The following is a 13,404-nucleotide window of genomic DNA, read 5'->3' as shown; positions in this document are numbered from 1 at the left end:
CGCCCCCCCCCCCCCCCCAGCGCGGCGCCCCCCCCCCCCCCCCGCCCCCCCCCCCCCCCCCCCCCCCCCCCCCCCCCCCCCCCCCCCCCCCCCCCCCCCCCCCCCCGGACGGGTGCATCGCGGGCACGACCGGCCCCCGACGTCCGTTGTCCGGGTTAGCGTCGCCCGCCCACCGCTCCCGGTTCCCGGAGGTCAGCTCGTGCAGGACACACTCGGACGTCGTCGCGCCGGCCGGCGCAGGTCACGGCTGATGGTGGTCCCGCTGCTGCTGGCGACCGCGTGCAGCGGCCAGCAGGAGCGCGACGCGGCGCCCGGGGACTTCGTGCGGGCCGAGGGCAGCCGCCTGGTGCTCGACGGCGAGCCGGTGCGGCTGCAGGCGGTCAACTTCTCCAACGACTACCACCGCGACCTCTCCGCGGCCGACCTCCTGTCCTCGGAGCACCACGGGGAGGAGGACCTCGCCCGCGTGGCCGAGATGGGCTTCACCGACATCCGGTTCGCCTTCGACGGCGACTGGTACGCCGAGGACCCCGACGTCTTCTTCGAGTGGCTGGACCGCAACGTCGAGTGGGCCCGCGAGCACGACGTGCGGCTGGTGCTGGACCTGCACACCCCCATCGGCGGCTTCTGGCTGGACCCCACCAGCGACGCGGTGAGCTTCGACGTCTGGACCGAGCCCGAGGTGCGGGAGGCCAACGTCGCGATGTGGCGGGACATCGCCGGCCGCTACGCCGACGAGCCGGCGATCGCCGCCTACGACCTGCTCAACGAGCCGGTGACGGTCGACGCCGACGGGCAGCAGTGGCGCGACCTCGCCGCGGACCTCGTCGCCGCCGTCCGCGAGGTCGACCGCAACCACCTGCTGGTCGTCGGCGCCCTCTACGGCGTGGACGGCCGCTACGGCACCGAGGGGATCGAGCCGCACTTCCTCGTGGACGACGACAACGTCGTCTACGACTTCCACTTCTACGAGCCGATCGACTACACCCACCAGTACGCCTCGTGGGTGGAGGGCCCCATCCAGGACGGCGGCTCCTACCCCGAGCCGGAGACGATCCTGCCGACGGGTGACCGGGTGCTCCTGCCCGACAGCTCGATCGCCACGCCGCCGGTGCGCGCCGGCACCACCGACTGGGCCGTGTACGACAGCGGCGTCGTCCCCGTCGACGACCCCGCGGCGGTCGCGGCCATGCCCCTCGTCGTCGCCGGGGGCGGGATGACCGGCACCGTCGCCTTCGACGCGATCACGGTGACCGAGCACGGCCCCGACGGGGAGGTCCTGCGCGAGCTGGTCACCGACCCGCTCGACCCCGACGGCACGCTGGACTGGTACTCGTGGGAGAGCACCGGGGACGGCGCCACCGTCTCGCGGTTCGAACGGGGCGCCACCGGGGTGGACGACGGCGCGAGCCTGGTCGTGGCCGACCCGCCGGCCGGGGAGACCGAGGTCGCGGGGTGGAGCAACGACGGCCACCTGTTCCCGGTCACCCCGGGCAACGGCTACCGCGTCCAGGGCTGGATGCGCGGCGAGGGCGTCGGCGGAGGCGGGGGAGCCACGATCCGGCTGGACGTGTACGGCCAGTCCCCGGGAGCGGCCGGGGGTGGCTTCCTCGGCCGTGACCGGACCTACCTGGAGTACGAGATGCAGGAGCACCTGCAGTTCGGCCGCGAGCACGGCGTCCCCATGGCGGTGATGGAGTTCGGCGTGGTCCGGCAGGCGTTCGAGATGCCGGGCAAGGGCGGGGACCGGTGGGTCACCGACATGCTGGACCTGCTCGAGGAGAACGACCTGAGCTTCGCCTACTGGGAGTACCACGGGAACTCGATGGGGATCCACCTGTCACCCAGCGGTCCGCCCGGCGAGCTCAACACCGCGCTGTACGACGTCCTGGTGCGCGAGCTGGGCTGACGCCGGCCGCACTGTGCCGGGCAACACGGCCCCGGCCGGGCCGGCAGGTCCGCGAGCGGCGCCGGCCGGGCGAGGGGGAGCCGCGGACCCGGGGGTGCGGCCGGGCCGCTCGTGGACGCGGAGCCGCCTGCGGCGGCGCGGTAGGATCACGGGCGTGACCAGGCGGCTGCTGCTCACCCGCGCCGTGCTGACCTGAGCAGTCCGGACAGCACGGCGACCCCTCCTGTGCGAGGGGTCTTTTCATGTCCGCCGCCGGTACGACGATCCGGGAGCACGAAACGATGAGCCAGACGGCGAGCCAGCCCAGCGCCGACCCCACGGTCGACGGCGTCCCCCCGCACCGCTACACCCCCGCGCTGGCGCAGCAGATCGAGCTCGCCTGGCAGGACCGCTGGGAGGCCGAGGGGACGTTCCACACCCCGAACCCGACCGGCCGGCTGTCCGCGGGCTTCGAGCGGGTCGCCGACCGCCCCAAGTTCTTCGTGATGGACATGTTCCCGTACCCCTCGGGCGCCGGCCTGCACGTCGGCCACCCCCTGGGCTACCTGGGCACTGACGTCACCAGCCGGTTCCGCCGGATGGACGGCGACAACGTGCTGCATCCCATGGGTTATGACGCCTTCGGGCTGCCCGCCGAGCAGTACGCCGTCCAGACCGGGCAGCACCCGCGGATCACCACCGAGGCCAACATCGCGGCCATCAAGGCGCAGCTGCGCCGGCTGGGCGTCGACCACGACGACCGCCGCAGCTTCGCCACGATCGACCCGGGCTACTACAAGTGGACCCAGTGGATCTTCCTGCAGATCTTCGGCTCCTGGTTCGACGAGTCCGCCGACGGCGGCCGCGGCCGGGCCCGGCGGATCGAGGAGCTGGTGGCCGAGCTGGACGCCGGCACCCGGGAGCCCGCGCCCGGCACCAACCCCTCCGGCCGGCCGTGGTCGGAGCTGGACGAGGTCGAGCGGCGCCGGGTCGTCGACGCCCACCGGCTGGCCTACCTGCACGAGGCGCCGGTCAACTGGTGCCCCGGGCTGGGCACGGTGCTGTCCAACGAGGAGGTCACGCCCGACGGCCGCTCCGAGCGGGGCAACTTCCCGGTGTTCCGGCGTCCGCTGACCCAGTGGATGATGCGGATCACCGCCTACGCCGAGCGGCTGCTGACCGACCTGGACCGGCTGGACTGGTCGGACTCGCTCAAGCAGATGCAGCGCAACTGGATCGGCCGCTCGACCGGCGCGCGGATCGGCTTCAGCTGCGGGGACGAGACCATCGAGGTCTTCACCACCCGCCCGGACACCCTGTTCGGCGCCACCTACATGGTGCTGGCGCCGGAGCACCCGCTGGTCGAGTCATTGACCGCCGCCGCGTGGCCGGACGGCGCCGACCCGCGCTGGACCGGCGGCGCGGCCACCCCCGCCGAGGCCGTGGAGGCCTACCAACGGCAGGCCTCCCGGCGCTCGGAGCTGGACCGCCAGGACACCGGCCGGGAGAAGACCGGTGTCTGGCTGGGCGTCACCGCCGTCAACCCGGTGAACGGCCGCGAGCTGCCGGTGTTCATCGCCGACTACGTGCTGACCGGCTACGGCACCGGCGCGATCATGGCGGTGCCCGGCGAGGACGCCCGCGACTTCGAGTTCGCGGAGGTCTTCGGGCTGCCGGTGGTCCGCACCGTGCAGCCTCCGGAGGACTTCGGGGGCGGCGCCTACACCGGCTCGGGCCCGATGATCAACTCCGCCAACGACGAGGTATCGCTGAACGGCCTGGACAAGGCCACCGCGATCGCGACGATCACCGACTGGCTGGTCGAGCACGGCCACGGCGAGGCGACGACCACCTACAAGCTGCGCGACTGGCTGTTCAGCCGGCAGCGCTACTGGGGTGAGCCCTTCCCGATCGTCTACGACGAGGACGGGCTGCCGGTCGCCGTCCCGCAGTCGATGCTCCCGGTGCTGCTGCCCGAGGTCGACGACTACTCCCCGAAGACCTTCGCCGACGACGACGCCGACTCCGCGCCCGAGCCGCCGCTGTCGCGCGCCACCGAGTGGACGACGGTCGAGCTGGACCTCGGGAACGGGCCGCGCCGCTACCGGCGTGAGACCAACACGATGCCCAACTGGGCCGGCTCCTGCTGGTACTTCCTGCGCTACCTGGACCCGGGCGACGACGAGCGGATGGTCGACCCGGAGCTGGAGCGGTACTGGCTGGGCCCGCGCGGCGAGGGCGACGTCGGGGGCGTGGACCTGTACGTCGGCGGCGTGGAGCACGCGGTGCTGCACCTGCTGTACGCGCGGTTCTGGCACAAGGTGCTGTTCGACCTGGGCCACGTGTCCAGCGAGGAGCCGTTCCGCCGGCTGGTCAACCAGGGCTACATCTCCGCCTACGCCTACACCGACGAGCGCGGCTTCTACGTGCCCGCGGCCGAGGTGGAGGAGAAGGACGGCCGGTTCTTCCACGAGGGCGTCGAGGTCAACCGCGAGTACGGGAAGATCGGCAAGAGCCTGAAGAACATGGTCACGCCGGACGAGATGATCGGCGCCTACGGGGCCGACACCTTCCGCGTGTACGAGATGTCGACCGGCCCGCTGGAGCAGTCCCGGCCGTGGGAGACCAAGGCCGTGGTCGGCTCGCAGCGGCTGCTGCAGCGGATCTGGCGCGTGGTGGTCGACGAGGAGACCGGTGCGGTCCGCGCCACGGACGGCCTGGAGCCCTCGGAGGAGACCCTCCGGGCGCTGCACCGGGCCATCGACGGCGTGCGTGACGGCATGGCCACGCTGCGGTTCAACATCGCCATCGCCCGCATCACGGAGCTGACCAACCACCTGACCTCGGCGTACGGGGCGACCTCGCCGGTGCCGCGGTCGGTCGCGGAGCCGCTGGTGCTGCTGGTGGCCCCGCTGGCACCGCACATCGCCGAGGAGCTGTGGTCGCGACTGGGCCACACCGACTCGGTGGCCTGGTCGGCCTTCCCCGTCGCCGACGAGCGCTGGCTGGTCGAGGACACCGTGCAGGTCGCCGTCCAGGTCAACGGCAAGGTACGGGCGCAGGTGTCGGTGCCCGCGGACGCGGACGCCGCCGGACTGGAGGCCGCCGCCCGCGCCGACGAGAAGATCGCCGCGCACCTGGACGGAAAGACGGTGCGCCGGGTCGTGGCCGTGCCGGGGCGGCTGGTCAACTTCGTCCTCGGCTGAGGGGCGGCCGATCGCTGAGGGCCGCCGCCCGGTCGACGGCGAGCCGTCCGGCTGAGGGCAGACCGCCCGCTGGGGGTCGGGCCGTCCGGCTGAGGTCGGGCCGTCAGGCCGAGGTCGGGCCGGCCGTTGGTGGTCGGGCCGTCCGGCTGTGGCCGGGCCGACCGTTGGCGGTCGGGCCGTCACGCTGAGGTCGGGCCGGCCGTTGGTGGTCGGGCCGCCCGGGGTGCCCCGGGCGGCCCGCCGTCGGTCAGGCGGCGGGGACGAGCGTGAGCACCCGCCGCATCGCGGCCTCGACGGCGTCGATCGCCTCGGCGACGGGCACGTCGCGGCCCAGCTCGGCCGACAGCGACGTGGCGCCGGCATCGACGATGCCGCACGGGATCATGTTGGCGAACGCGGCCATGTCGGGGTCGCAGTTGAGCGCGAACCCGTGCATCGTGACGCCGCGGGCCACCCGCACACCGATCGCGGCGACCTTGCGGTCCGGGCCCCGCTCGTCGGCCCGGACCCAGACGCCGCTGCGCCCCTCGACCCGCTCGGTGGGCAGACCCAGCCCGGCGCAGACGTCGATGAGCGCCGCCTCCAGCCGCCGGACGTGGGCGACGACGTCGACCGGGTCGGCCAACCGGACGATGGGGTACCCCACCAGCTGCCCGGGGCCGTGCCAGGTGATCTTGCCTCCGCGGTCGACGTCGATGACCGGGGTGCCGTCGAACGGGCGCTCGTGCGGCTCGGTGCGCTTGCCGGCCGTGTAGACCGGCGGGTGCTCCAGCAGCAGCAGGGTGTCGGGTGCGGAGCCCTCCACCACGCGGGCGTGCAGCTCGCGCTGCCGCGCCCACGCCTCCTCGTAGTCGACCAGGCCGAGCCGGAGAACCTGCAGATCGCTCACGACACCCAGCCTAGAGCCGGGATCCGGTCCTCCCCACCCGCCCAGCCCGACGCGGGACCCGCCGCGGGGCACCTCACCGGAGCTGCCGGGGCTCGAGCCGCGTCTCGACGGCGGTGCCGTCCGGACCGCGCTCGACCCGGTAGGCAGCCTTGCCGGGCCGGTCGGCTACGACCTCCACCAGGTCGGTGCCGCGGTACACCAACCCGACGCCGTCGTCGGTGGCGTGCCCGGCGGGCAGCGTGCCCTCGGCGACCAGCCGGTGGTAGAGCGGACGCCGCTGCTCCTCGGTGTCGTAGTGCACCCCGTTGGAGGCGGGGATCAGCCCGAGGCCGTTGGTGACCGGCCGCAGCTCCGGACCGAAGGAGTCGGTGGTGCCACCGACGTGCCAGCACAGCGACCCGGCCGAGACCCCGCCGAGGACCACGCCGGCCTCCCACACCTCGCGGAACAGCTCGTCGAGGCCGTGCACCCGCCACACCGCGAGCAGGTTGGCCACGCTGCCGCCACCGACCCAGACCACGTCCTGCGCGAGCAGGTGCGCGCGCACGTCGGGCACCGTGGGCATGGTGAACAGGCTCAGGTGGCTGACCTGGACGGCGCTGCCCGCGAAGGCGCCGTAGACGCCGGCGACCCGCACCGGGTCGTCCCCGGTCGCGGTGCCCAGGTAGCACAGCCGCGGCCGCTCGGGGGCCCTGGCGAGGTCGAACGCGAGGTCGAAGACCGGGCCGGGCGCCCAGTCGTAGGGGCCGCGGCCACGGGAGTCGAAGCCGATGCTGGTCGCCAGGATGGTCGGCGCGGAGGCGGGCACGGTGGGGCAGCTCCTCGCAGGGGGTCGGGTGGGACGCCTCCGAACCTAGGGCGCTGCGGGGCGGTGCGGACGGCCGGGGCGGTACCGGTGGACGACGGTGCCGCCTGTGGACAACCGGGGTGGCACCGGCGCGCGCCGACCTACGGTGCCCGGCATGCCGACATCCCCTCCCACCCCGCGCGGATCTGCCGACGCCCCCGTGGTGCCCGGGTACCGACTGGAGCAGCTGCTGGGCCGGGGCGGTTCCGGCGAGGTGTGGCGGGCGGCGCCGCGGGCCGGCGGGGCGCCGGTCGCGGTCAAGGTCCTGGCAGCGGGTGATCCGGAACGTCAGGCGCGGGAGGCGGCGCTGCTCGGCGAGCTCGACCACCCCCACCTGGTCCGCCTCCGGGAGGTGGTGCACCAGCCGCGTCGTGGTGGGCAACCGCGGGTCGCCCTCGTGCTCGACCTGCTGGCCGGGGGCAGCCTCGCCGCGCTCCTGGCCCGCCGCGGCCGGCTGCGGCCCGGAGAGGTGGTGACCGCGATCGCGCCCGTGGCCGCCGCGTTGGCCCACGCCCACGAGAGGGGGGTGGTGCACGGCGATCTCTCCCCCGGCAACATCGTCTTCACCGCCGAGGGGCGCCCGGTGCTCACCGACCTCGGGGTGGCCCGGGTGCTCGGTGAGAGCGCCGCGGCGGAGGTGACCCCCGCCTACGTCGACCCGACGGTCGCCCGCGGCGGCGCTCCCGGCCCGGCCTCCGACGTGTTCGGGGTGGCTGCGGCGGCATTCCACGCACTCACCGGGGTGGCCCCCTGGAACGCCGCCACCCCGGCCGACACCCTGCGTGTCGCCGCCGAGGGACACCTGCCCGCCCTCGCGGAGCTGGCCCCCGGCGCGCCTGCCGACCTGCTGGCCGTCCTCGCCCGTGGGCTGTCCCCGGATCCTGCCGAGCGCGGCTCGGCGGCGGCGTTCGCGCTGGACCTGCGGCACGCGTGCCGGCCGGAGCCGGTGCGACTGCCCGCCATCGGGAACGAGGACCCGTCGGGGGCCGGCAGTGGTCCGCGCACGGAGCTCACGCACCAGGTGCCCGGCCGCCATCGTCGTCCGTCGGCGGAGCCGACGCCGTCCGCCCCCGGTCCCGCCGCGCGCCTGGTGACCGCGTTGCGGGCGTGGGGAACGGCCTCGCCACGGGCACTGGCCGGCCAGGTCGGCGTCCTGGTGGCGGTGGTCGCGCTGGTCACGGGCGCGCTGTGGCTCGGCGGCCCGTCCGGCGGTCCGGCCGACCCGGCCGGCCGACCCGTGGCCGCCGGGCTGGACGGGCAGGCCGCCACCTCGAGCCCGACGGCGGCGCCGGCGGACGGTGCGGCGCGGGCGCCGGACGCCACGGGTGACCCCGGTCCCGACTCCGCCGGGGCATGGGCAGCGCGGCTCGGCGAGCTCTACCAGAGGCGCGCCGACGCCCTCCGCACCCGCGCGCCCGATCTCCTCGACGAGGTGCACACCCAGGACAGCCCGCTGCTGGCCGCCGACCGGGCCACCGTCGAGGAGCTCCTCCGGGCCGGTGAGACGGTCCGGGGCTTCGCACCGTGGGTCGTCGGTGTCGCGGTCGTCGAGGGCGGGACGGGGGAGGGGCGGGTGACCCTGGACGTCGTCGACACGTGGCCGGCCTACGAGGTGGTCGCGGCCCAGGAACCGGAGGGCCCGGCCATCCGGACGGTGGGGTCGCGGGGCGAGGCGCAGGTCCGCATGACCCTGGTGGACGGGAACGCGGGGTGGCGGATCGACGCGGCGGAGCGGACGGGGTGAGTCAGTCGCGGTGGAGGGCCGAGCGCAGCGCGGCGTCCAGGTCGGCATGGGTCCAGGTGAAGCCGGCGTCCTGGAGTCGGGCGGGGACCGCCCGCTGGCCGGCGAGGACGCCCACGGGCGCGAACTCACCCAGCGCCAGCCGGAGCGCCGGCCCCGGCACCGGGAGCGCAGCCGGCCGGTGGACCACGCGAGCCAGGGCACGGGTGAACTCGGCGTTGGTGACCGGCGTGGGCGCGGTGAGGTTCACCGGCCCGGTCACGGGGGCGGTGAGCAGGAACCGGATGGCGTCGACCTCGTCGGTGAGGCTGATCCACGGCCAGTACTGCCGACCCGAACCCAGGCGGCCACCGAGGCCCAGCTTGAACAGGGGAGCCAGCCGGCCCAGCAGGCCGCCGGGCCCGAGCACCAGGCCGGTCCGCAGCAGGACCACGCGGATCCCCGCGTCGGTTGCCGGTGCCGCCGCCTCCTCCCACTGGGTGCAGACCCGCGACAGGAAGTCGTGGCCGGCCGGTGCGCGCTCGTCGACCGCGTGGTCGCCGGTGTCGCCGTACCAACCGACCGCCGAGCCGGAGAGGAGGACGCGTGGCCGCGTCGGGTCCGCTGCCGCGGCGTCGGCCATGGCCTCGCTGACGGTGCGGGTCGCGTCCACCCTGCTGGAGAGCACGCGCTGCTTGTGCTTGGCGGTCCACCGGCGGTCACCGATGCCCACCCCGGCGAGGTTGACCACCGCATCGACGTCGGTGAGCAGCGCCGGGTCGATGCGCCGGTGCTGGGGGTCCCAGCGGTGCTCGTCGGCGGTGCGCGGCGTGCGGCGCACCAGCCGGAGGACGTCGTGCCCGTCGGCGCGCAGCGCGGGCACCAGGTGGGATCCGATCAGCCCCGAGGAGCCGGTGACCGCGATCTTCATCTGTCTCCTCGCCGAGCAGGGGCAGCGGAACGCGATCGGGGCCCCGGCTGACGCCGGGGCCCCGATCGGGTGTGGATCAGGCGAGGCCGAGCTCGCCGTGGAACTGACCGGCCTCCAGCCGCTCCCGGACGGTGGTGAGGAAGCGGGCGGCGTCGGCGCCGTCGACGATGCGGTGGTCGTAGGTCAGGGCCAGGTAGACCATCGACCGGACCGCGATGACCTCGCCGAGGTCCTCGTCCTGGACGACGACGGGGCGCTTGACCACCGAACCGGTGCCGAGGATCGCGACCTGCGGCTGGTTGATGATCGGCGTGTCGAAGAGCGCGCCGCGGCTGCCGGTGTTGGTCAGCGTGAACGTGCCGCCACCGAGCTCGTCGGGGGTGACCTTGTTCGTGCGGGTCCGCTCCGCCAGGTCGGCGATCTTGCGGGCCAGACCGCCGAGGCTGAGGTCGCCGGCGTCCTTGATGACCGGGACCAGCAGCCCGCGCTCGGTGTCGACCGCGACGCCGAGGTTCTCCGAGTCGTGGTAGGTGACCGTGCCCGCCTCGAGGTCGATCGAGGAGTTCACCGCCGGATGGGCCTTGAGCGCCTCGACCGCGGCCTTGGCGAAGAAGGGCAGGAAGGAGAGCTTGACGCCCTCGCGGGCCTCGAAGTCCTTCTTCGCCTGGGCCCGGAGCCGGGCGATCGCCGTCACGTCGGCCTCGACGACGGTCGTCAGCTGGGCGCTGACCGCCAGCGACTCCACCATGCGGCGGGCGATGACGGTGCGGAGCCGGGAGAGCTTCTCGGTCCGTCCGCGCAGCGAGGTGTCGGGCATGGCCGCCGGCGACGGCTTCGGCGCGGTGCGGCCCGCACCCGCCGAGGCGGCAGCCGGGGCCGCGGCCGGCGCGGAGGCCGCCTCGGCTGCCGCGAGCACGTCCTGCTTGCGGATGCGCCCGCCCACGCCGGTCCCGGTGACCGTGGACAGGTCGACGCCGTGCTCGTTGGCCAGGCGGCGCACCAGCGGGGTGACGTAGGTGCCGCCGCCGTCCCCACCGCCGGCCTGCGGGGCGGGTGCGGACGGGGCCTGCGGAGCCACCTGGGGCGGCGGCGCGGACGTCGGCGACGCGGCGGGCTGCGCGCCGCTGGCGCCGTAGTCGCCACCGGGCTGCGCGGTCGCGGTTGCGGCGGGCTTGGCCTCAGGAGCGGCCTGCGGCCGCTCCTCGGCCGGCGCCTCCTGCTGGGGCGCCTCCTGCTTCGGGGCCTCCTGCGTGGGAGCCTCCTGCGTCGGGGCGGGCGCCGGGGCGCCGCCACCGGCGGCCCCGGTGCCGATGATGGCCAGCTCCGCACCCACGTCGACGGTCTCGTCCTCATTGACCGAGATCGAGAGCAGCGTGCCGGAGACCGGTGCCGGGATCTCGGTGTCGACCTTGTCGGTGGAGACCTCGAGCAGCGGCTCGTCGGCGGTCACCTCGTCGCCGACCGACTTCAGCCAGCGCGTGACGGTCCCCTCGGTGACACTCTCACCCAGGGCCGGCATGGTCACCGGCGTCCCCTGGCCGCCGCCGGAGCCACCGCCCGAGTCGCCCGAGGGGGCCGGGGCGGGAGCCTGCTCCTGCTGGTCCGCGGCGTCGGTGTCGTCGACCTGCTTGGTCGGCGTCTGCGGGACGTCCGTGGCGTCCTCGGCGGACGCCGGCTCGGCGGCAGGAGCACCGCCGTCGCCGTCCCCACCGATGACGGCGAGCTCGGCACCGACCTCGACCGTCTCGTCCTCGGAGACGAGGATCTTGGTCAGGACGCCGGCGGCAGGAGAGGGGATCTCGGTGTCGACCTTGTCGGTCGACACCTCGAGGAGAGGCTCGTCGACCTCGACCTGTTCACCCTCCTGCTTCAGCCAGCGGGTGACCGTGCCCTCGGTGACGCTCTCGCCCAGGGCGGGCATGGTGACGGAGGTCGGCATCGGGGCGGGGCTCCTTCTTGGCGCTGCGGATGGTGGGGGGGTGGTGCGTGGATATCAGCCGTGCACGTGCAGGGGCTTGCCGGCCAGCGCCAGGTGCGCCTCGCCGAGGGCCTCGCTCTGGGTCGGGTGCGGGTGGATGAGGCTGGCGACGTCGTCGGCCTCGGCCTCCCAGTTGTAGATCAGCTGGGCCTCGGCGATGAGCTCGCCGACGCGGCTGCCCACCATGTGCACACCGACGACGGGACCGTCGACGGCCTGGACCAGCTTCACCGCGCCGGCCGTCTTGAGGATCTGGCTGCGGCCGTTGCCACCGAGGTCGTAGGTGAGGGTCTTGACCTCGCCGTACCGCTCCTTGGCCTGGGCCTCGGTGAGCCCGACGGAGGCCACCTCGGGGTCGGAGTAGGTGATGCGCGGGACGCCGGCGTAGTCGATCGGGGCGGGGTTGAGCCCGGCCAGCCGCTCGGCGACGAGGATGCCCTCGGCGAAGCCGACGTGGGCCAGCTGCAGGGTGGGGATCAGGTCGCCGACCGCCGAGATGGTGGGCACGTTGGTCCGGCAGTACTGGTCGACCAGCACGTAGCCGCGGTCCATCGCGACCCCGACCTCCTCGTAGCCCAGGCCCTGGCTCACCGGGCCGCGGCCGACGGCGACGAGCACCAGCTCGGCCTCGAACTCCTTGCCGTTCTGCAGGCTGACCTTCACGCCGTTCTCGGTGGTCTGCACCCCGGAGACGAGGCTGCCGAGGGAGAACTCGATCTTGCGGCGGCGGAAGGCGCGCTCGAGCAGCTTGGAGGAGGCCTCGTCCTCCAGCGGTACCAGGTGGGGCAGGCCCTCGACGATGGTGACGTCGACACCGAAGGACTTCCAGGCGCTGGCGAACTCACAGCCGATGACGCCGCCGCCGAGGATGATCGCCGAGGCGGGGACGCGGTCGAGGTTGAGCGCGTGGTCGCTGGTGATGACCCGGGTGCCGTCGATCTCGATGCCGGGCAGGCTGCGGGCGTAGGAGCCGGTGGCGAGCAGGACGTGCTTGCCCTCGTAGCGCTGCCCGTTGACCTCGACGGCGGTGGGGGAGACCAGGCGGCCCTCACCCTCGACGTAGTTGACCTTGCGGCTCTTGATCAGGCCCTGCAGGCCCTTGTAGAGCCGGGAGATCACGCCGTCCTTGTAGCCGTTGACACCGTCCATGTCGATGCCGGCGAGGGAGGTCTTGACGCCGAACTGCTCGCCCTCGCGGGCGGCGTCGGCGATCTCACCGGCGTGCAGCAGGGCCTTGGTGGGGATGCAGCCGCGGTGCAGGCAGGTGCCCCCCACCTTGTCGCGCTCGATCAGGACGACGGACATGCCCAGCTCGGCAGCGCGCAGCGCGGCGGCGTAGCCACCCGAGCCACCACCGAGGATGACCAGGTCGGCGGGGGAGGTGGGTGCGCTCACGAGTTCTCCTCGAATGCAGTGGCCCGTCCCGTTCACGCGGGCGGGGGAACGTCCGTGCTCATCCTGCCACTCCGGGAACGCGACGGCCGACACTGCCGTTCAGCAGCGCGACGTCGCGGTGCGGCCGTGGCCGGTTCGGACGGGAGCGGACATGGGGTTCTGGACGCGTTTCCGGCGCGGGACGCCCGCGGGCGACCGGCGCGGCACCCTCGACCGCGGGGCCGGCCGGGCCGACCTGGCCCACCTCGAGCAGTTCGTGGCGACCCGCCGCGGCGTCGAGGGGTTCGTCGAGCCGCGGACGGCGGTCACCGAGGCCACGATCGTGCTCGTGGCCGCCGACGGGGAGTGGACCCGACGCCGCATCGACGGCCCCGACACCGCCCGCCGGCTGTCCCGGGAGCTGGGGGTGCCGGTCTACGACGCCCAGGTGACCGGGTACCCGCAGCGCATGCGGGACTGGACGGGGGGGGGGGGGGGGGGGGGGGGGGGGGGGGGGGGGGGGGGGGGGGGGGGGGGGGGTTGGCTTAAACTATTTATTATAAAAAAAAGA

9 protein-coding genes are annotated in these 13,404 nt (G+C 74.4%); 4 read left to right on the top strand and 5 right to left on the bottom strand.

The window, feature by feature from the left end:
* The first annotated feature begins 250 nt into the window (after positions 1-250).
* Entirely contained in the window at positions 251-1,909 is a 1,659-nt protein-coding gene (locus tag ACI79E_RS21980) for a glycoside hydrolase family 5 protein (RefSeq protein ID WP_456934709.1), read from the top strand.
* A gap of 281 nt (positions 1,910-2,190) precedes the next feature.
* Entirely contained in the window at positions 2,191-5,094 is a 2,904-nt protein-coding gene (gene leuS / locus ACI79E_RS21975) for a leucine--tRNA ligase (protein ID WP_456934708.1), read from the top strand.
* Positions 5,095-5,341: 247 nt separating this feature from the next.
* On the opposite strand, the gene lipB is transcribed toward leuS, so the two are convergent.
* The gene (gene lipB, locus ACI79E_RS21970; RefSeq protein ID WP_456934707.1) at positions 5,342-5,983 is read right to left on the bottom strand and encodes a lipoyl(octanoyl) transferase LipB; all 642 of its coding nucleotides are present in this window, start codon (positions 5,981-5,983) and stop codon (positions 5,342-5,344) included.
* A gap of 73 nt (positions 5,984-6,056) precedes the next feature.
* Positions 6,057-6,791: a Type 1 glutamine amidotransferase-like domain-containing protein gene (locus ACI79E_RS21965; protein WP_456934706.1), complete on the bottom strand. Its 735-nt coding sequence runs from the start codon at positions 6,789-6,791 to the stop codon at positions 6,057-6,059.
* Positions 6,792-6,945: 154 nt separating this feature from the next.
* Here ACI79E_RS21965 and ACI79E_RS21960 point away from each other — a divergent pair, with 154 nt between their 5' ends.
* Positions 6,946-8,574 (top strand): protein kinase domain-containing protein, encoded by a 1,629-nt coding sequence (locus ACI79E_RS21960; protein ID WP_456934705.1) that lies wholly within the window; start codon positions 6,946-6,948, stop codon positions 8,572-8,574.
* 1 nt (position 8,575) lies between these two features.
* Here the strand turns inward: ACI79E_RS21960 and ACI79E_RS21955 are convergent, their stop codons facing one another.
* From ACI79E_RS21955 to lpdA, 3 genes are all read right to left on the bottom strand, one after another.
* Entirely contained in the window at positions 8,576-9,481 is a 906-nt protein-coding gene (locus ACI79E_RS21955; RefSeq protein ID WP_456934704.1) for a TIGR01777 family oxidoreductase, read from the bottom strand.
* A gap of 76 nt (positions 9,482-9,557) precedes the next feature.
* Positions 9,558-11,420, bottom strand: a complete 1,863-nt coding sequence (gene sucB / locus ACI79E_RS21950; protein ID WP_456934703.1) for a 2-oxoglutarate dehydrogenase, E2 component, dihydrolipoamide succinyltransferase — start codon at positions 11,418-11,420, stop codon at positions 9,558-9,560.
* A 54-nt stretch (positions 11,421-11,474) separates the two neighbouring features.
* Positions 11,475-12,854, bottom strand: a complete 1,380-nt coding sequence (gene lpdA, locus ACI79E_RS21945; protein ID WP_456934702.1) for a dihydrolipoyl dehydrogenase — start codon at positions 12,852-12,854, stop codon at positions 11,475-11,477.
* A 151-nt stretch (positions 12,855-13,005) separates the two neighbouring features.
* Between lpdA and ACI79E_RS21940 the strand changes: the two genes are divergently transcribed.
* On the top strand, positions 13,006-13,404 hold a 399-nt coding region (locus tag ACI79E_RS21940), incomplete at its 3' end, for a hypothetical protein (protein ID WP_456934701.1).

The sequence above is a fragment of the Geodermatophilus sp. SYSU D00079 genome, from assembly GCF_054050635.1.
The sequence above is the reverse complement of the archived record's forward strand: the minus strand, read 5'-3'. Positions and strand labels throughout refer to the sequence as shown.